General features: G+C 60.8%; 17 protein-coding genes. 12 read left to right on the top strand and 5 right to left on the bottom strand.

The window, feature by feature from the left end; translation table 11 throughout:
- Positions 1–57: 57 nt before the first annotated feature.
- Positions 58–315, top strand: coding sequence for a hypothetical protein (locus tag FHS09_RS11215; protein ID WP_183459837.1), 258 nt, complete (start codon positions 58–60; stop codon positions 313–315).
- Between the two features lie 52 nt (positions 316–367).
- On the opposite strand, the gene lexA is transcribed toward FHS09_RS11215, so the two are convergent.
- A complete protein-coding gene (gene lexA, locus FHS09_RS11210) occupies positions 368–973 on the bottom strand; it encodes a transcriptional repressor LexA (protein WP_183459835.1) in 606 nt (201 codons plus the stop codon).
- A gap of 186 nt (positions 974–1159) precedes the next feature.
- Between lexA and FHS09_RS11205 the strand changes: the two genes are divergently transcribed.
- Positions 1160–1801: an LOG family protein gene (locus tag FHS09_RS11205; RefSeq protein WP_183459833.1), complete on the top strand. Its 642-nt coding sequence runs from the start codon at positions 1160–1162 to the stop codon at positions 1799–1801.
- Positions 1802–1834: 33 nt separating this feature from the next.
- On the opposite strand, the gene FHS09_RS11200 is transcribed toward FHS09_RS11205, so the two are convergent.
- The gene (locus FHS09_RS11200; protein WP_183459831.1) at positions 1835–2146 is read right to left on the bottom strand and encodes a DUF6763 family protein; all 312 of its coding nucleotides are present in this window, start codon (positions 2144–2146) and stop codon (positions 1835–1837) included.
- A 155-nt stretch (positions 2147–2301) separates the two neighbouring features.
- Between FHS09_RS11200 and FHS09_RS11195 the strand changes: the two genes are divergently transcribed.
- The 4 genes from FHS09_RS11195 to FHS09_RS11180 all read left to right on the top strand — a co-directional run bounded on the left by FHS09_RS11195 (position 2302) and on the right by FHS09_RS11180 (position 5934).
- Positions 2302–2937 (top strand): TetR/AcrR family transcriptional regulator, encoded by a 636-nt coding sequence (locus FHS09_RS11195; protein WP_183459829.1) that lies wholly within the window; start codon positions 2302–2304, stop codon positions 2935–2937.
- Positions 2938–3096: 159 nt separating this feature from the next.
- Positions 3097–4098: a beta-N-acetylhexosaminidase gene (gene nagZ / locus FHS09_RS11190; protein ID WP_183459827.1), complete on the top strand. Its 1002-nt coding sequence runs from the start codon at positions 3097–3099 to the stop codon at positions 4096–4098.
- 244 nt (positions 4099–4342) lie between these two features.
- Complete coding sequence (locus FHS09_RS11185; RefSeq protein ID WP_425487770.1) at positions 4343–5434, top strand: mechanosensitive ion channel family protein; 1092 nt, start codon at positions 4343–4345, stop codon at positions 5432–5434.
- A 284-nt stretch (positions 5435–5718) separates the two neighbouring features.
- Positions 5719–5934 carry a cold-shock protein gene (locus FHS09_RS11180; RefSeq protein WP_183459825.1) on the top strand — a complete coding sequence of 72 codons (216 nt, stop codon included), beginning with the start codon at positions 5719–5721 and terminating at the stop codon, positions 5932–5934.
- Between the two features lie 155 nt (positions 5935–6089).
- Here the strand turns inward: FHS09_RS11180 and FHS09_RS11175 are convergent, their stop codons facing one another.
- The 3 genes from FHS09_RS11175 to mfd form a co-directional block, all read right to left on the bottom strand.
- On the bottom strand, positions 6090–7328 hold the full coding sequence (locus tag FHS09_RS11175) for a DUF819 family protein (RefSeq protein ID WP_183459823.1): 1239 nt from the start codon (positions 7326–7328) through the stop codon (positions 6090–6092).
- Between the two features lie 92 nt (positions 7329–7420).
- Entirely contained in the window at positions 7421–8128 is a 708-nt protein-coding gene (locus FHS09_RS11170; RefSeq protein ID WP_183459821.1) for a CsiV family protein, read from the bottom strand.
- A 187-nt stretch (positions 8129–8315) separates the two neighbouring features.
- Positions 8316–11783 (bottom strand): transcription-repair coupling factor, encoded by a 3468-nt coding sequence (gene mfd, locus FHS09_RS11165; protein ID WP_183459819.1) that lies wholly within the window; start codon positions 11781–11783, stop codon positions 8316–8318.
- 243 nt (positions 11784–12026) lie between these two features.
- Between mfd and FHS09_RS11160 the strand changes: the two genes are divergently transcribed.
- From FHS09_RS11160 to nqrE, 6 genes are all read left to right on the top strand, one after another.
- Entirely contained in the window at positions 12027–13490 is a 1464-nt protein-coding gene (locus FHS09_RS11160) for a glyceraldehyde-3-phosphate dehydrogenase (RefSeq protein ID WP_246394930.1), read from the top strand.
- 585 nt (positions 13491–14075) lie between these two features.
- Positions 14076–15416 (top strand): Na(+)-translocating NADH-quinone reductase subunit A, encoded by a 1341-nt coding sequence (locus FHS09_RS11155; protein ID WP_183459817.1) that lies wholly within the window; start codon positions 14076–14078, stop codon positions 15414–15416.
- 2 nt (positions 15417–15418) lie between these two features.
- Positions 15419–16639, top strand: coding sequence for an NADH:ubiquinone reductase (Na(+)-transporting) subunit B (locus tag FHS09_RS11150; protein ID WP_183459815.1), 1221 nt, complete (start codon positions 15419–15421; stop codon positions 16637–16639).
- Positions 16632–17414: a Na(+)-translocating NADH-quinone reductase subunit C gene (locus FHS09_RS11145; protein WP_183459813.1), complete on the top strand. Its 783-nt coding sequence runs from the start codon at positions 16632–16634 to the stop codon at positions 17412–17414. Before FHS09_RS11150 ends, FHS09_RS11145 begins: the two co-directional genes overlap by 8 nt.
- 3 nt (positions 17415–17417) lie before the next feature.
- The gene (locus FHS09_RS11140) at positions 17418–18104 is read left to right on the top strand and encodes an NADH:ubiquinone reductase (Na(+)-transporting) subunit D (RefSeq protein ID WP_183459811.1); all 687 of its coding nucleotides are present in this window, start codon (positions 17418–17420) and stop codon (positions 18102–18104) included.
- Between the two features lie 3 nt (positions 18105–18107).
- Complete coding sequence (gene nqrE, locus FHS09_RS11135) at positions 18108–18716, top strand: NADH:ubiquinone reductase (Na(+)-transporting) subunit E (protein ID WP_183459809.1); 609 nt, start codon at positions 18108–18110, stop codon at positions 18714–18716.
- Positions 18717–18723: the final 7 nt, after the last annotated feature.

Raw genomic sequence — 18723 nt, 5'->3', positions numbered from 1 at the left:
TGGTTGCTGGCCTCTGTATGTTACCCTGCACACAAATTGATGTAGCGGGAGAAAAGCATGTCCTCCGAGACTTTTGAAATTGTCGAACTGGCCAATGGCGATGTGGCACTACGTCGTGCTGGCCACCGGGAGGACCCGCTGGTGCGTATCCATTTCTCCAGCGAGAGTCTGGATTTCCTGCGTGAACACAAGATCGCCATCGCCCGCGCCATGCTGGAGGCCGGCATAGAGGCTGTACAGAATATCGACGATATGGAACCGGGTTATTTCGACGAAGACGAAGAGATTACCCCGGTCAATCACACAGTGCATTGATCATTTCATTGTTCAGTCAGCAGTTATCAGTGAGCGCGTTCCTGCTAACTGCTCAAGGGCTCTGCCTGATCACCCCCACCGCCAGTCCTTCGATAGCAAAGCGCTTGTCCCGCATATCCACCTGGATCACTTCGAAATCCTCGTTTTCCGGCAATAGCTGCACCGTCGCCTGATTGCCTTTGCGGCGGAAGCGTTTGACGGTAACTTCATCCTCGATCCGCGCCACCACTATCTGACCGTTGCGCACTTGGTCTGTGCGCTGTACCGCGAGCAGGTCACCATCCAGTATGCCGGCGTCGCGCATGCTCATGCCGTGCACCCGCAGCAGGTAGTCCGCCGGTGGGTGAAAGAAGTCTGCGGGGAGGTCGCAGTAGTCCTCGATGTTCTCCTCGGCGAGGATCGGGTTGCCGGCGGCTACACGCCCTACGATCGGCAGGCCCGGTTGATAATCGGGGATGCGGATTCCCCGCGAGGCGCCCGCCACCATCTCGATCGCGCCTTTGCGCGCCAGTGCCTTCAGGTGTTCTTCCGCGGCGTTGGGGGAGCGAAAGCCCAGTTCCTGGGCGATCTCCGCGCGCGTGGGTGGATAGCCGGTTTCCTCCAGGTAGGACTTGATCAGTTCAAGTACCTGAGCCTGGCGTGCAGTGAGATTGGTCATAGGGTCACCTGAGGTTGTTCTGTATTTATATACAGTTGCTGGGATTATATACAGATTTGCCTCCTGCGCAATCTTTGTGCCCGGTGGACGGCCGGCAACGCCCATTGTCGCAATAAGCTGCTATAAGTAGAGAAGGGGAGATAATGACTGGTTGAAAGAGATACGCGACAAATAAAAGGAAAGAAAATGCTGGACGCAAAAATGCCGGAAGCCTGGCGGGTACTGCGGATACAGTCCGAGCTGGTGGATGGAATTGAACGATTGATTGCGCTCACCGGTTCCGTGACAGTATTCGGCAGTGCGCGCTTCACAGAGGATACTCCGGAATATCAGCAGGGAGTCAGGCTGGGGGAGTTACTGGCCGCGGAAGGTATACCGGTGATGACCGGTGGTGGCCCGGGGATTATGGAAGCCTGCAATCGCGGCGCCTTGCCCCAGCGCGGCGTCTCCATCGGGCTCAACATCGAACTGCCTTTCGAGCAGGCGGCCAACCCCTACCAGGACATCAGCCTCAATTTCCGCTACTTCTTTGTGCGCAAGTTTATGTTCGTCAAACACGCGGTGGGTTTTGTGGGTATGCCCGGTGGCTACGGCACCCTGGACGAACTGTTCGAGGCGCTGACCCTGGTACAGACACAGAAAGTACAGCGCTTTCCCGTCGTACTGGTGGGCAAGCGCTATTGGTCCGGACTGCACGGCTGGCTGGTGGATACGGTGCTGGAGAGCAGCTGCATCGACGCCTCGGACCTGGATTTGTTCAGCATCGTGGATACCGTGGAGGAGGCGGCGGAGGTCATTATTGACTACATCAGAGGGCGGGAGGAATGATTGGCCGCCCGGTCTCCCTTTGCAAGGAATTCGTCAGGGCGACTCGTCTGTCCCCTCGAAAGGTTCCCCCTCAATGTGGTCGAGGGGGTTGGTGTCCTCCGGTACGCTGAAGCCCCGTGCATTTTGTGACTGGTCGTCCACCGTCAGGCCGTAGGCCGCGTTGGCGTCCTCCGGCTCCGCCGCCGGCACCAGGGACATCTCCCGCCACTGTTCCCAGTCGAACTCATCCAGGGTGCCGTCGGCGTATTGGACTTCGATGGTATCGTCCACTGCGACTACTTCGAACAGCAGGCCGCCGTCGATATTTTCGAACCAGCTGCCGATTTCCGGTCGTTTTTGAGTCATGGCAAACCCTTCTCCTCGATTCTTCCTTTCAATTTAATGTCCGCGCCACCGGTTCAACAAAGTTCAACAACGACCCGCCAACGGCGCCAGCTGGCGCGGAATATGCTAATCTGCCTTGCACTAAACAACTGTTTTAATTGTTGGTTCGAATTCCTATGAGCCAGACGGATACGATCGGCCGGATATTGGATGCCGCTGAGGTGCTCTTTGCCGAACGCGGCTTTACCGAGACCTCCCTGCGTACCATCACCAGCACCGCCGGGGTCAACCTCGCCGCAGTAAATTACCACTTTGGATCAAAAAAAGAACTGATCCAGGCAGTGTTCGAGCGCTTTTTGACGCCTTTTACCGCCAGTCTCGCCGGTGAACTGGATCGCCGTGAAGCGGCGGGCCAGCGGTTGACCGTGGAGGAGCTGCTGGAGAGTCTCTATCGGGTGGGGCTCGGCAGCCTGGCGGCGGAGGGGCGCGATCCACAGCGCTTTATGCGCCTGCTGGGGCTGGCTTATTCCCAGTCCCAGGGGCACCTGCGCCGCTTCATCGTCTCCCGCTACGGCGACAGTTACCACCGTTTCGCCGGACTACTGGAGAGGGCGCTGCCGCACCTGGACCCGGTGAGCTTCTACTGGCGCCTCTACTTCATGCTGGGCGCCACCGTATTTACCCTGTCGAGCTTCGACGCCATCGAGGCTATTCTGAGAGAAGATTTCGGTGCTCAGAGCAGCCTTCCGGAAACCCTGGACCGGCTGGTGCCCGCGGCGGCGGCGATGCTTAAAGTGAATGCGGAAGGATGAATGCGGAATGCGGAATGATGAATGCGGAATGAAGGATATCCGATGCGAGACGTTGTGTTCGGGTTGCCCCTGGAGCCCGGTCGCGGCCGGTGGCGGTCCGTGGCACGAAGCTGGCCCGCGTATTCCGCATTCATCATTCCGCATTAAAGAGGAACTCCCATGATCGGTCCGGTAATGATTGATATCGAAGGCCAGGAGCTGACCGCGGAGGATCGCAAGCTGCTGCGGAATCCGCTGGTGGGTGGGCTCATCTTCTTTGGGCGCAACTTCCGCGATCGGGCGCAGATCGAGGCGCTGGTGGCCGATATCCGGGCGGAGCGTCCGGAACTGCTGTTGGCGGTGGACCAGGAGGGCGGCCGGGTACAGCGTTTCAAGGGGGAGTTTACCTCGCTTCCATCCATGCAGGCACTGGCCGCCCGCGCCGACATGAAACGGCTGGAGGACGTGGGCTGGCTGCTGGCGTCGGAACTGCTGGCAATCGGCCTGGACTTCAGTTTCGCCCCTGTGCTGGACGCGGACGACAGCCACTGTCGTATCGTCGGCGACCGCAGCTTTGCCGCCGACCCCCGGCAGGTGGGGCCGCTGGTGAGTGCCTTTATGCGGGGGATGCACGGGGCCGGCATGGCCTCTACCGGCAAGCATTTCCCCGGTCACGGCCATGTGCTGGAGGACAGCCACGAAGAACTGCCGGTGGACGAGCGCTCCCTCGAAGACGTGATGAACTCCGACGCCATTCCCTTTGTGGAGTCCCTGCGCGCCGGTGAACTGGATGCGGTGATGCCGGCGCATATCCGCTTCGCCCGGGTGGACGAACAGCCGGTGGGCTTCTCCCGTTTCTGGCTGCAGGATATCCTGCGTGACAAACTGGGTTTCGACGGCGTGATCTTCAGCGATGACCTGTCCATGGAGGGCGCCGGCGCTGCCGGCGGCTACGGGGCCAGAATCCGCGCGGCGATGGACGCCGGCTGCGATATGGGCCTGGTTTGTAACAGCCGCCTGGGAGCATTGCAGGCACTCGAGGCGCTGGAGAATTTTGTACCCAAAGTAAAATCCAGTGAACGGTTGCAGCGCATGCGTGGAAAACCGGCGATAAAATCCTGGCTCGAGCTGGAAAAAAGCGAACGCTGGCGGGAGACCCGCAACTGGCTGGCTTCCATGTAGGAGCGGCGACCGCCAGGAATGGCGGAATGCCGCCCAGCGGAATGCCGCCCAGCGGAATGCCGCCCAGCGGAAATGCAGATTTTGCAGGAGCAAAAATCTGCCCATGGCCGCGATCAGTCTGGGATCGAATCACCGCCGCTGATTAGCGGCCTCCCTGGTGCTCATCCTTCGGGCGCCTTCGGCGTCCAAATCTGCTCCTACAAGAAAACACGAATTGGAATTTATTTATCGGGGGTAGAAGTAAGTGGAATCGATAAAAACTATGCTGCTGTCCTGGGTCGGCGACAACCGCCTGTGGATAGTGGCGATTTTCCTTATCGTTCTGGCCACGGCGCTGAGCGCCTGGCTTTTGGCGAGCTTCGTGCAGCGACTTGCCCGGCGCGCGGAAAAAACGGTCAATCCCTGGGACGACGCACTGGTGGGCGCGCTGAACCCGCCGGGCACGGTGTTGGTGTGGCTATTGGGCCTGACCCTGGCCGCGAGCCGGGCCGGGGTCGCCACCGGGGCGGAGATCTTTTCGGTGGCCACGCCGCTGCGGGAAATCGGTCTGATCCTGGTATTCACCTGGTTTGCGCTGCGTTTCTCGCGCAACGTGGAGTACAACCTGCGCGACCCGCGCTTTATCAGCAAACCCATGGACGCCACTACTGTGCGCGCGGTGGGCAAGCTGGTGCGCGCCTCCATCGTGATTACCGCGGTGATAGTGGTCATGCAGTTTCTCGGCTACAGCGTCAGTGGCGTGCTTGCCTTCGGCGGCATCGGCGGCCTGGCAGTGGGCTTTGCGGCCAAGGACCTGCTGGCCAATTTCTTCGGCGGTCTGATGGTCTATCTCGACCGGCCGTTTGCAGTGGGGGATTGGGTGCGATCGCCGGATAAAGAAATCGAGGGCACTGTGGAGGATATCGGTTGGCGGTTGACCCGTATCCGCACCTTCGACAAGCGGCCCCTGTACATTCCCAATGGTATTTTTACCCAGATAGCGGTGGAAAATCCCTCGCGTATGCTGAACCGGCGCATCTATGAAACCATTGGCATTCGCTACGAGGACGCACCCCGAATGAAGTTTATTGTCGACGATGTCAAAAAAATGCTGCAGCAACATCCGGAGATCGACGGCAACCAGACGCTGATTGTCAATTTCAACAGTTTCGCCCCCTCGTCGCTGGATTTCTTTATCTACACCTTCACCAAAACCACCGAGTGGATTCGTTATCACGAAATCAAGCAGGATATCCTGTTGCGGGTCCTGCAGATTATCGAAGGGCACGGGGCCTCCTGCGCTTTCCCGACCTCCACTCTGCATATTGCCGAGGTGCCGGAAATGGCGACCACATAATGGAACGGACGGACCAATGCGAAGAAATTCATAAAAGCACAATTGGTCAGTTATAGGGGGTTTGGCGGAATTGTTTTGGTGATATATTGCGCATAACTCACAATCCATGGGATTAAATTCACAGTGAAATCTGGACACTGGCGTCATTTTATCTAAGAATCAGAGGACGTTCGTCGGGAGCGATCCGGCGGGCGTACAGGACAGCGGCAGAGCCGCTGATTATGGGGTGGCGTTTGCCCCTTTGGACATGAGGTAAACGCAATAACAATAATGAGGTTGGCTTAATGAGTGATCGCGTTACAGGTACCGTGAAGTGGTTCAACAATGCTCGAGGCTATGGCTTCATCACCTGTGGTGAGGGAACCGAAGATATCTTTGTACACTATCGCAGTATTCGCGGAGAGGGCTATAAAACCCTGAACGAAGGCCAGGCGGTGGAATTCGAAATGCAACAGGGTGAAAAAGGCCTGCTGGCGGAAGACGTGATTCCCCGCGAATAAACCTTCCCGTCGAAAAATCTTCTTTGAAAATCCAGCCAGTGGCGACGCCGCTGGCTGGATTTTTATAAGCTCTGGATGCAGGAGTGCTCCCGGGGCCGTATCGATAGCGGTTTAATTCCGACTGATCGTGGCCACCGGCTGCGTATTGATGCAGATCAACCGCCGCCGGCCACTACCCGCAGCAACTGGCCGCAGAACCAGGCTGCGTAGGTGCCGAGTGCATAGCCGAATACCGCCAATAGCACACCCACTGGTGCCAGTGAGGGGTGGAAGGCCGCGGCCACTACGGGGGCGGATGCGGCCCCGCCCACATTGGCCTGGCTGCCCACCGCCATAAAGAAGGTGGGGGCCTTGATCAGTTTGGCCACCAGCAGCATCAGCCCGGCGTGTACCGCCATCCAGATAATCCCCAGCACGAACAGTTCCGGGCTGTCTTTCAGCGCGGTGATATCCATATGGGTACCGATGGTGGCCACCAGAAAGTAGATAAATACCGAGCCCACCTTGGAGGAGCCGGCACCCTCGAGCTTTTTCGCCGGTGAAAAGGCCATGGCGACCCCCAGGGTGGTGGCGATAATAATCAGCCAGAAAAACTGGCTGGTGAAGCTGAAGCGTGCCAGTTGCGGCGCGTTGGCCTGGAACCAGGGTGCCAACTGGTCGGCAGCGGCGTGGGCGATGGCGGTGATACCGAAACCCACTGCGGCGATCAGCATCAGGTCCGGCAGCGAGGGAATCCGTGCGTGCTTTTTCTGCAGTGTTTCCACTTTTTCCCGCAGCACAGTGATCGCTCTGGTATCGGCTCCGCGACGCTCGTCCAGCTGTTTGGCATTGCCCGCCATGATCAGCAGTACCGCCATCCAGATATTGGCGACGATTACATCTACCGCCACCATCGCGGAAAATATCTGGTCGCCCACACCGAAGATCTCCTTCATTGCCGTCTGATTGGCGCCGCCGCCGATCCAGCTGCCGGCAACGGTGGTCATACCGCGCCAGACTGCTTCCGGGCCGCTGACGTTCAGCATCCCGGGATCAATAGTGGACATGACCAGCAGCGCAATGGGGCCGCCGATCACAATGCCCAGGGTGCCGGTAAGAAAAAGGATCAATGCTTTGGGGCCGAGGTTGATAATAGCTTTGAGGTCGATACTGAGTGTCAGCAGTACCAGGCTCGCTGGCAGCAAGTAGCGGGAGGCCACAAAATAAAGTTGGGATCCCTCCGCGTCGATAATGCCAAAAGTGGTGAGCAGCGAGGGCAGGAAGTAGCACAGTAGCAGCGCGGGAACGAAGCGGTAAAAGCGCTTCCAGAATCGGTGCTCACTGCCGGCGGTGTAAAACACAAAGCCGAGAATCGCGGCCAACATGCCGAGAATAATTGCGTCGTTGGTAATCATTATTAGTGTCAGTGGTTGGTGATTGGTGGGTAATCAGTGGCCAGTGGTTGGTGTTGGGTGGGAAATACCGGTCACTAACCACTGGTTACTTATTACTCTTCAGTGCCGTCCACGGTGCGCACTTCGATCAACACGCCCAGCTGAGGGTGATCGATGTAGTGAAGTTCTCCGCTGCGCAGGCGGCGCTCCTCCTGCAGGACCGCAACCCTCTGGGCGTACAGCGGTTGCACACCGACAAGCGGAGCAGGGGAGCCGGTCATCAGGTTCAAGGGCTCTTCGCTCGCCAGTGTGGGGCGGGAGGGCAGGGGGATGCCGCCGGTGGTCATTTCCCCGCCGACGAAATCGCTGAACCAGAGGTTGGTGGAGAGGTGCAGGTAGCGGGAGACACTCACGGTCACGCTGCCCTCCAACTGGCGGTGGTCGCCACTGCTGTCGCCGCCGTCGATCAGGATCGCCGGTGACTTGTGCTTTTGCTGCAATACCTGGCGCCAGGCCTTGTGAAACAGCACCCGGTAACTGCCGCCGCGATTCAGCGCGGCCACTTTGTTGTCCAGCCGCGTGACGGCGGGAGAGAGTGCCGTGGCGCCGTCACCGTCGGCGGTCTGGAAATCCACCCAGCGGTCCGGGTACTGCAGCTGTGGCGCCGCGGGCCAGGTCTCGCGGGACTGCTCCATGCCCCCGGGGCGGCTGAATACGATCATCTCGATTTCAAAGGTGGTGCCGGCATAATTGGCGGCCTGGGCGCCGGCGGCGGCCAGGGCCAGGAGGAGGGCGGTGCACAGTTGAATGGTTCTGGTCATAGCGGTACCGCTAAATCGTTATTAAATGCGTTTGTTTGTGTCTTTGTAGGAGCGGTCGTTGGCCGCGATCGGTCTCAAATCAAGACGACCGCCGATCTCGGCCAACGGCCACTTCTACAGGGGACAATCCCGTCGGGCCTTCGGCCCGCAAGCGGAGCTGGAGCTCCGCGCTCCCGGGGCGATAGTATCATCGACCCAGCCGCTCCAACACTCCGGCCACCTGTTGCAGCCGTCCGTCGGCCCCGTCCTCATCCAGGGTGAAACTGAGCTGGTTGGCGCCCTGGAGCTGGTAGCGGCCGGGCTCGGTCTGCACCATCTTGACCAGGGTGAGCGGGTCCACCCGGGTGTTGTCCGCGAACTCGATGCGCCCGCGAGCCGCGGAGGCTTCCAGCTTGCGGATGCCCATATTGTTGGCCTGCAGCTTGATCTCGGTACTGCGAAACAGGTGTTTGACCTGCTCCGGCAGCAGCCCGAAGCGGTCGATCATCTCCACCTGCAGCTCCCGGAGCTCCCTGGGGTCGGCCGCATTGGCGATGCGCTTGTACATCATCAGCCGGCCGTGCACGTCCGGCAAATAGTCCTCGGGGATCAGCGCCGGCACCCGCAGGTTCACCTCCACCGCAGGGGACTCCAGAGGTTCGTCGATGTTCGGCGTGCGGCCCTCGCGGATCGCCTTTACGGCATGGTCGAGCATCTCCATATAGAGGTTGAAGCCCACGCTCTGAATCTGTCCGCTCTGCTCCTCGCCCAGCAATTCGCCGGCGCCGCGGATCTCCAGGTCGTGGGTGGCCAGGGTAAAGCCGGCGCCCAGGTCCTGGGCTTCGCTGATGGCCTCCAGGCGTTTGACCGCGTCGGCGGTCATCGCCCGCTTGTTCGGTGTGAGCAGGTAGGCGTAGGCCTGGTGGTGGGAGCGGCCCACACGGCCGCGGAGCTGGTGCAACTGGGCCAGGCCGAACTTGTCGGCGCGCTCGATCAGGATGGTGTTGGCGTTGGGTACGTCGATGCCGGTTTCGATAATGGTGGTGCACACAAGCACGTTGAAACGTTTGTGGTAGAAGTCGCCCATCACCTGTTCCAGCTCGCGCTCACGCATCTGTCCGTGGCCGATACCGATACGCGCCTCGGGAATCAGTTCCTCCAGCTCGCGGGCAATGCGCTCGATGCTCTTCACTTCGTTGTGCAGGAAATAAACCTGGCCGCCGCGCAGGATTTCGCGCAGGACCGCTTCTTTTATCAGTGCGTCGTCCCGCTCGCGCACAAAGGTCTTGACCGACAGCCGTCGCGCCGGCGGGGTGGCAATCACTGACAGGTCGCGAATGCCCGCCATGGCCATATTCAATGTGCGCGGAATCGGTGTGGCGGTGAGGGTGAGGATATCCACCTCGGCGCGCAGGCTTTTCAGCCGCTCCTTCTGGCGCACGCCGAAGCGGTGCTCCTCGTCGATAAGCAGCAGGCCCAGGTTCTTGAAGTCCAGATCGCTCTGTAACAGTTTGTGGGTGCCGATCAGGATATCCACTTTGCCGCTGGCAACCTTGTCTTTGACGGTGTCGATCTCCTTGCGGTCGCGAAAACGCGAAATCACTTCGATCTGCACCGGCCAGTCGGCGAAGCGGTCCTGGAACGACTGGTAATGCTGCTGGGCGAGCAGGGTGGTGGGCACCAGCATGGCCACCTGCTTGCCGGCGTGGGCGGCGACGAAGGCCGCGCGCATGGCCACCTCGGTCTTGCCGAAACCCACATCGCCGCAAACGAGCCTGTCCATGGGTTTTTCCGACAGCATATCCGCCACCACCGCCTCGATGGTCTGCTGTTGGTCCGGGGTCTCCTCAAAGGGAAAGCCGGCGGCGAACTCGCGGTAGGCGAGACCGGGATCGGCGAAGGCATGGCCCCGGCGCGCTTCCCGGCGGGCGTAGATATCCAGAAGTTCGGCGGCGGCGTCGCGCACTTTTTCCGCGGCCCTGCGCTTGGCCTTCTGCCACTGTTCGCTGCCCAGCCTGTGCTGCGGTGCCAGGGCCTCGTCGGCGCCGGAGTAGCGGCTGATCAGGTGCAGGTTGGCCACTGGGACATAGAGCTTTGCCTGGTCCGCATATTCCAGGGTGAGGAATTCCGCGGGCTGGCCGTCGATATCCAAATGCTGCAGGCCCCGGTAGCGGCCCACGCCGTGATCGATATGTACCACCGGTGAGCCGATGCGCAGTTCCGCCAGGTTTTTCACCACGTTTTCGGCATCGTCCTTGGCCTTCTTGCGGCGACGCTGCTGTAAAACCCGCTCGCCGAACAGCTGCGGCTCGGCGACCACGCTGATCGCAGGTGTGTTCAGTACCAACCCCTGGTCCAGCGGCGCCACGGTAATTCCGAAATTTTCTCCGCTGTCGAGAAACTCGCTCCAGCTTTTGAACTGGGCGGGTTGCAGGCGGATGCCGTTCAGCAATTCCAGCAGCGCCTCGCGCCGGCCGTCGCTCTCCGCACAGAAAAGCACCCTGCCCGAATATTCCATCAGGTGGCTTTCCAGTGCCGCCAGTGGTTGTTCCGATTTTCCATCTACCGGTAGTTTCGGGGGGATTTCCGCGGCGAAATTGTGATTGCCCTGGGCCTGCGGCAATGTCTCTTCGGAGAAGATTGCACGGGGCATGGACTTGAGCGCAGCGTTGAACTCGGCCACCTCCAGCAGGATTTGGCGGAGTTTCAGGATCGGGCGGCTCAGGTCGCCACATCGGCTCTGGTAGCGGTTGTCCACCTCCCGCCAGAAATTTTCCACCGCCGGCTGAATATCCCCCTGCAGAAAAGCGACGCTGCTTTTCGGCAGGTAATCGAATAAACCGACACATTTGCCCGGGAAAAACAGCGGCAGGTAGTACTCGATGCCCGCGGGCGCAATGCCGGCGCTGATGTCCTGGTAAATGGAAACCAGGCTGGGATCGCCGTCGAACTCGCCGTGCCAGTTTTGCAGGAACTCCGCCAGCGCCGCCTTGTGCATGGGAAATTCCCGAGCGGGCAGCAGGTGGATTTCCTCCACCTTGTCGACCGTGCGCTGGGTCTCCGGATCGAAGGTGCGCAGGGATTCGATTTCGTCGTCGAACAGGTCGATGCGGTAGGGCAGGCGGCTGCCCATGGGGTAGATATCCATCAGCGCGCCGCGCACGGCGAATTCGCCGTGCTCGTAGACCGTGTCCACGCAGTGGTAGCCGGCCTGCTCCAGCAGGCGGCGCTGGGTGTCGATGGCGAACAGCTGGCCCTCGCGCAGCAGCAGCGCGTTGCCGGCCACATATTCCGGAGGCGGCAGCCGGTGCATCAGTGTGCTCACCGGAGCTATCACAATACCGCGCCCCATCCGCGGCAGGCGATAGAGTGTGGCCAGGCGGTCGGAGATGATGTCCTGGTGGGGGGAGAAGGTGTCGTAGGGCAGTATTTCCCAGTCCGGGAACTGGGCAATCTCCAGTTCGCCACCCCGCGCATTTTTGTTAAAAAATTTCAGCTGCGCTTCCAGCCGGTGCGCTTCCAGGCTGTCGCGGGCCACCAGCAGGGTGGGGGCGGAGTTGTTTCGCGCGGCGTTGAGAATGGCCAGCGCGGCGGCTCCGCCGTGCAGCTGCCCCCAGAACTGGCGGTCACTGGAAGAGCGAAATCCGGGCGGGGACAAGGGGTCTGCTAGGGTCATTGAGGATTTATCAACACAGCTGATGGTAAAAAAGGAGGCTATTGTACCGGGGAAAACCTCCCCTTGCAGGAGCTGTTGGATTCCCCGATTCCAGTCCTGAATTTCGGTAGTAAAACTACAGATTTCGGGTGATTTTTTGCTCGGTTGCGCCCCCTGGAGTGTATGCTGATAATGCGCAGCCACGCGGTCTCCAGCCCGTCTGGCAGCCGCGTTTTCCCGCCTACCAAACACAAGCAGAGGTGTCTGACAGTGACCCAGAAGCGACCCAAGCCCGCGGACTTTTTCAAGGACTGGAAAGAGCGCGAAGCGCTGGCCGAATCCATGATCCCGATGATTGGCAAGCTCAATCGCGAGCGCAACGTCGGTATGTATATGTACGGCCGCAACCTGGTCAACCGCTCCGTGCTGACCATCATGAAAGCGCACCGCTTCGTGCGGCAGGTCGAGGAGAACGAACTCTCGGAGTGGGAGACCTTCCCGGTGCTGGAGGCCATCTGCAAGCTGGACCTGGGGCCGGTGCATATCGACCTGGGCACCCTGACCAACAAATACATGCTCGACGATCGCGGCCTGTCTGTGGACGAGTTCGTCCGCGGGGAGCTGGCGGATGCCGAGGGCGCCGGCAAGCCGCTGCCGCAGGCTCAGGATGTGGTGATCTACGGTTTCGGCCGCATCGGCCGCCTGGTGGCGCGCTTGCTGATCGAGAAGGCCGGCAGCGGCGACGTGCTGCGTCTTCGTGCCATCGTGCTGCGCAAGGGCAACGCGGATAACGACCTGGTCAAGCGCGCCTCGCTGCTGCGCCGCGACTCGGTGCACGGCGCCTTCAAGGGCACCATCCGCGTCGACGAGGACACCAGTTCGCTGATCTGCAACGGCAACGAGATCAAGATGATCTACGCCAAATCCCCGCAGGAAGTGGACTACACCCAGTACGGTATCCGCGATGCCATCGTCGTCGACAGTACCGGCGTATGGCGCGACGAAGCCGGACTCAGCCAGCACCTGGAGAGCAGGGGCGCGGCCAAGGTGCTGCTCACCGCGCCGGGCAAGGGCGATATCAAGAATATCGTCTACGGCATCAACCACGGCGACATCCAGCCGAAGGACCGTATCCTTTCCGCGGCCTCCTGCACCACCAATGCCATTGTGCCAGTGCTCAAGACAATGATGGACGGCTTCGGCGTGGAGCACGGCCACGTGGAGACAGTGCACTCCTATACCAACGACCAGAACCTGATCGACAACTACCACAAGGGTGAGCGCCGCGGCCGCGCGGCCGCGCTGAACATGGTGCTCACCGAGACGGGCGCGGCCAAGGCCGTGGCCAAGGCGCTGCCGGAGCTGAAGGGCAGGCTGACCGGTAACGCCATCCGCGTGCCCACGCCCAATGTGTCCATGGCAATCCTCAACCTGCGCCTGGGCCGGGAGACCAACAAGGAAGAGTTGAACGACTATATCCGCGAGGTGGCCCTGCACTCGCCGCTGCGCCAGCAGATCGATTACACCAACTCGCCGGAAGTGGTCTCCTGTGATTTCGTCGGCTCCCGCCGCGCCTGCGTGTTCGATTCCATCGCTACTATCGTCGACGGCGACAACGCGGTGCTCTACTGCTGGTACGACAACGAGTTCGGTTACAGCTGCCAAGTGGTGCGCTGCCTGGAGGATATGGCCGGGGTCAAGTACAAGGTGTTTCCCGAGCGGGATTAAGGTGCAGGGGACGAGCGCGGAGTTTCAGCTCCGTTTTTGCCGGAATTTCGCTGCGCTTATCCGCCCTTCGGACCCGCGATGATTGTGCACTTGTAGGAGCGGCCGTTGGTCGCGATCGGGCTCGGATCGCGGCCAACGGCCGCTCCTACAGGGCGGGGTCCCGAACTCGATCAATACGACCAGGCGCAATGCGAAGGCCCTGCGGGACCTTCTGCGGCCATGGATGGCCGTGGAGAGCGTACAGGGATGTATTCACAGCGTGTCCCGCAAACAGCCCCCGGCAGTAGGGCCGCTTCAATGCTGATTTCAGCGCGGAGAGGGCCCGCACATGCCGAGCCGGGGCTCGGCGCTCCCGGCGATTCCAAATCCCTGTTTTTCCAGCAAAAATCTCCGTCCGCCCGGCCGATTCGGCCACTCCTACTCTGGTAAACCCCCAGGCCCGTCTATATAATGCGCGCGATTTTGGCGGGGCCGCCGTGCGCCGAGAAGTTCTCTCCTCACCCGACCCGGGGTTCAAACGGCTTAAGCCCTCGCAGCACAAGAATTCCTGCACAATTTTTAAACTAGAAACTTAGGCATAGGCGTATGAGAAAGATCCGTCGGGGATTGGATTTACCCATATCCGGCGCGCCCGAGCAGGTCATTCACGATGGTCCTGCGCTCAAAACCGTCGCTGTGCTCGGCCCCGATTACCACGGGATGAAGCCGACCATGGCGGTGGCGGAGGGGGATAGCGTCAAACTCGGACAGCTGCTGTTTACTGACAAGAAAACCGAGGGCGTGCGCTACACCGCGCCGGCCGCGGGGCGTGTCAAAGCCATTGAGCGCGGCGCCCGCCGCGTACTGCAATCGGTGGTGATCGAGATCGATGGCGACGAGGCGGAGCAGTTCGCCAGCTACAGCGCCGATCAACTCACCGCCCTGAGCGCCGAGCAGGTGCGGCAGAACCTGGTGGAGTCCGGCCTGTGGACCGCGCTGCGCACCCGCCCCTTCAGCAAGGTGCCGGCCCTGGACGCCGAGCCCGAGGCCATCTTCATCAACGCCATGGACACCAACCCGCTGGCCGCGGACCCGGCAGTGGTGATCGCCGAGCAGCGCGACGCCTTCACCCGGGGGGTGAAAGTCCTGTCCAGGCTGGCGGACACTACCTATGTGTGCACCGCGCCGGACGCGGATATCCCGGTACCCGAGGCGGCCAATATCCGCCGCGAAACCTTCTCTGGCCCGCACCCTGCGGGCCTTTCCGGTACTCATATCCACTTCCTCAAGCCGGTCAAACCCGGCCGCAGCGTGTTTGCGGTCAACTACCAGGACGTGATTGCGGTTGGGGAGCTGTTCACCACCGGCCGGCTGTATACCGACCGCATCGTCGCCCTGGGCGGCCCGCGGGTGAAGAATCCCCGCCTGCTGCGCACTCGCCTGGGCGCCTGCCTGGACGAACTGACTGTCGGCGAGATCGAGGGGGACGACAACCGTATCGTCTCCGGCTCCGTATTTGGCGGCCGCACCGCCCAGGGCCCCCTCGGCTACCTGGGCCGCTACCACAACCAGGTGACCGTGTTGCAGGAGGGCCGCGAACGCCCGTTCCTGCACTATATGCGTGCCGGCACCAAGCGCTTTTCGATACTGCCCATCTATTTCTCCCGCCTGTTCAAAAACCGGAAGTTCTCCTTCACCACCAGCACCAACGGTTCCGAACGCGCACTGATGCCCATCGGTACCTACGAGCGTGTGGTGCCCCTGGATATCCTGCCAACCCAACTGCTGCGCGCGCTGATCGTCGGCGATACCCATGCCGCCCAGCAGCTGGGCGCGCTGGAGCTGGACGAAGAAGACCTGGCACTGTGCACCTTCGTGTGCCCGGGCAAGTACGAATACGGCCCCATTTTGCGGGACAACCTCACCCGTATTGAGAAGGAGGGTTAAGGATGTTGCGCAAATTTCTCGATTCCATCGAGCCGCAGTTCCACAAGGGCGGCAGATTTGAAAAGTGGTATGCCCTCTACGAGGCGGTGGACACCGGCCTGTTCCAGCCGGCGGACACCACCAAAACCACCGCCCATGTGCGCGACGGTATCGATCTCAAGCGGATCATGATCACCGTCTGGGCCTGCGCCATGATCCCCATGTTCTACGGCATGTGGAACCTGGGCTTCCAGGCCAACACCATTATCGAAGGCATGGCCAATCCGGAGCTTACCGGTTGGCGCCACGCGATCATCGGTGCTCTGGCCGGTTACAACCCCGACAGTCTGTGGGACAACCTGGTGTACGGGGCCATGTACTTCCTGCCCATCTACGCCGTGACCTTTATCGTCGGCGGTATCTGGGAAGTGCTCTTCGCCGCTGTGCGCGGCCACGAGGTGAACGAGGGCTTCTTCGTTACCTCCATCCTGTTCGCGCTGGCCTGTCCCCCGGACCTGCCGCTATGGATGGTGGCCATGGGCATCAGCTTCGGCGTGGTGATCGGCAAGGAAGTGTTTGGCGGTACCGGCAAGAACTTCCTCAACCCCGCGCTGACCGGCCGAGCCTTCCTCTTCTTTGCCTACCCGGCGTCCATGTCCGGCGATGCGGTGTGGACCGCGGTTGACGGCTACACCGGCGCTACCGCGCTGTCTTCGATGGCCAGTGAGGGCATTCAAGGTGGCCTGGTGGGTACCGGCGGTTTGGCCGGGGGCCAGTTGACCTGGCTGGACGCCTTCTTCGGCAGTATGCAGGGCTCCATCGGCGAGACCTCGACCCTGGCGATCCTGATCGCCGGCGCCGTCCTGTTGTTCATGAAGATCGCCAGCTGGCGCATCATCGCCGGCACCATGCTGGGTATGATGGCCACCGCGACCCTGTTCAACTTTATCGGCTCCGACACCAACCCGATGTTCAACGTACCCTGGTACTGGCACCTGGTGGTGGGCGGTTTCGCCTTCGGCCTGGTCTTTATGACCACCGACCCGGTATCCGCCGCCATGACGGACGCCGGCCGCTGGTGGTACGGCATCCTGATCGGGGTGATGTGCGTACTGATCCGCGTAGTGAATCCGGCCTTCCCGGAGGGCATGATGCTGGCGATCCTGTTCGCCAACCTGTTCGCGCCGCTGTTTGACCACTTTGTGGTGCAGTCCCATATCAAACGGAGGTTGGCACGTGGCTAATAAAGATTCTGTTAAAGGCACCCTGACGGTTGCCCTGGTGATGTGCCTGGTGTGTTCGGTGGTGGTTTCCACCGCTGCGGTACTGTTGAAGCCGGCCCAGCAGGCCAATGCGGCGCTGGATATGAAGCGCAACGTGCTGATGGCCGGTGGCCTGCTCCAGGACCCCCACGCCAGCGCGGCGGAAGTCGAAAAAACTTTCGAAAACGTGACTATCAAGTACGTGGACCTGAGAACCGGCAAGTTCACCGATGACGCGCCCGAGGGCGGTAGCGGCCGCGCCGCGTCCAAGATTCCGGCGGCCAGCGAAAAACTGCCGCCCGAGGAGGACAGGGCCAAGATCATCCGCCGGGAAAACATCAAGGAGGTGTACCTGGTGGAGCGGGACGGCGAACTGCAGAGGATCATTCTGCCGGTGCGCGGCTACGGTCTCTGGGGAACTCTCTTCGGCTTTCTCGCCCTGGAGAGCGACCTCAAGACGGTCGCCGGCCTGGGTTTCTATGAACACAAGGAAACCCCCGGGTTGGGCGGCGAGGTGGACAATCCCAACTGGAAAGCCCAGTGGGCCGGCAAGGTCGTCTACGACGACGAGGGCAGGGTGGATCTCGACGTGATCAAAGGCAGCGTCAATCCCAACAGCCCCCAAGCTGAGCACCAGGTGGACGGCCTGTCCGGCGCCACCCTGACAAGCAACGGTGTGGAGAACCTGGTCAACTTCTGGTTGGGCAGCGAGGGCTTCGGTCCCTTCCTGAAAAATCTCAAGGCGGGGGAGGCATAAGCAATGAAAAAGACAGAAATACTGTTCGAGCCGATTTTCAACAACAACCCCATTGCGCTGCAGATCCTCGGCATCTGCTCCGCGCTGGCGGTGACCAGCTCGCTGCAGGTCACCCTGGTCATGTGTATCGCACTCACCAGCGTAGTGGCCTTTTCCAACATGGCGGTGTCCATGATCCGCAGCCAGATCCCGAACAGCATCCGCATCATTGTGCAGATGACCGTGATCGCATCGCTGGTAATCCTGGTGGACCAGGTGATCAAGGCGGTGGCCTACGACATCTCCAAGCAGTTGTCGGTATTCGTCGGCCTGATCATCACCAACTGTATCGTGATGGGCCGCGCGGAAGCCTTCGCGATGAAGAACCCCCCGCTGCCCAGCTTCCTCGACGGCATCGGCAACGGCCTGGGCTACAGCGTCATCCTGATCGGCCTCGCCATCGTCCGCGAGTTGTTCGGGTCGGGCAAGCTGCTCGGCGTGAGTATCATGCAGTCGGTGAACGAGGGTGGCTGGTATGTGCCCAACGGCCTGCTGCTGCTGCCGCCCAGCGCCTTCTTCCTGATCGGCCTGTTTATCTGGGCGCTGCGCACCTGGAAACCCAAGCAGGTGGAAGAGGATGAGTTCAAGATCGCGCCCAACTCTCAACCCGCACAGCCGCAACCTCTACAGCCGCAAGCACAGGAGGCCTGATTCGTGGAACATTTTATTTCGCTGATTATTCGCGCCGTTTTCGTTGAAAACATGGCGCTGGCCTTCTTCCTCGGTATGTGTACTTTCCTGGCGGTGTCCAAGAAAATCGAGGCGGCCGTGGGCCTGGGCGTGGCGGTGATTGTGGTGCTGACCCTGACGGTGCCGGTCAACAACCTGATCTATACCTATCTGCTCAAGGACGGTGCGCTGGCCTGGGCCGGTTTCCCGGATGTGGACCTGAGTTTCCTCGGCCTGCTGTCCTATATTGGCGTGATCGCCGCGCTGGTGCAGATCCTGGAAATGTTCCTGGATAAATACGTTCCCGCGCTCTACAACGCCCTCGGGGTGTTCCTGCCGCTGATCACTGTGAACTGCGCCATCATGGGGGCATCCCTGTTCATGGTGGAGCGGGAATACAACTTCGGCGAGAGTGTGGCCTACGGCTTCGGCGCCGGCCTCGGCTGGGCGCTGGCGATTGCTGCACTGGCCGGTATCCGCGAGCGGATGAAATACAGTGACGTGCCCGACGGCCTCAAGGGCCTGGGCATCACCTTCGTCACTGTGGGGCTGATGTCGCTGGGCTTTATGTCTTTCGGCGGCATTGATATCTAAGCGGGGG

Source organism: Microbulbifer rhizosphaerae (assembly GCF_014191725.1).
Classification (GTDB): Bacteria; Pseudomonadota; Gammaproteobacteria; order Pseudomonadales; family Cellvibrionaceae; genus Microbulbifer; species Microbulbifer rhizosphaerae.
The sequence above is the reverse complement of the archived record's forward strand: the minus strand, read 5'-3'. Positions and strand labels throughout refer to the sequence as shown.

Excerpts from the sequence above, each read along its gene's own strand:
- FHS09_RS11140 (WP_183459811.1), top strand. The coding sequence starts at position 17,418 with ATGAAAAAGACAGAAATACTGTTCGAGCCGATTTTCAACAACAACCCC.
- FHS09_RS11175 (WP_183459823.1), bottom strand. The coding sequence starts at position 7,328 with ATGATTACCAACGACGCAATTATTCTCGGCATGTTGGCCGCGATTCTC.
- nagZ (WP_183459827.1), top strand. The coding sequence starts at position 3,097 with ATGATCGGTCCGGTAATGATTGATATCGAAGGCCAGGAGCTGACCGCG.
- lexA (WP_183459835.1), bottom strand. The coding sequence starts at position 973 with ATGACCAATCTCACTGCACGCCAGGCTCAGGTACTTGAACTGATCAAG.
- FHS09_RS11205 (WP_183459833.1), top strand. The coding sequence starts at position 1,160 with ATGCTGGACGCAAAAATGCCGGAAGCCTGGCGGGTACTGCGGATACAG.
- FHS09_RS11180 (WP_183459825.1), top strand. The coding sequence starts at position 5,719 with ATGAGTGATCGCGTTACAGGTACCGTGAAGTGGTTCAACAATGCTCGA.
- FHS09_RS11170 (WP_183459821.1), bottom strand. The coding sequence starts at position 8,128 with ATGACCAGAACCATTCAACTGTGCACCGCCCTCCTCCTGGCCCTGGCC.
- FHS09_RS11200 (WP_183459831.1), bottom strand. The coding sequence starts at position 2,146 with ATGACTCAAAAACGACCGGAAATCGGCAGCTGGTTCGAAAATATCGAC.
- FHS09_RS11215 (WP_183459837.1), top strand. The coding sequence starts at position 58 with ATGTCCTCCGAGACTTTTGAAATTGTCGAACTGGCCAATGGCGATGTG.
- FHS09_RS11195 (WP_183459829.1), top strand. The coding sequence starts at position 2,302 with ATGAGCCAGACGGATACGATCGGCCGGATATTGGATGCCGCTGAGGTG.
- FHS09_RS11155 (WP_183459817.1), top strand. The coding sequence starts at position 14,076 with ATGAGAAAGATCCGTCGGGGATTGGATTTACCCATATCCGGCGCGCCC.
- FHS09_RS11150 (WP_183459815.1), top strand. The coding sequence starts at position 15,419 with ATGTTGCGCAAATTTCTCGATTCCATCGAGCCGCAGTTCCACAAGGGC.
- mfd (WP_183459819.1), bottom strand. The coding sequence starts at position 11,783 with ATGACCCTAGCAGACCCCTTGTCCCCGCCCGGATTTCGCTCTTCCAGT.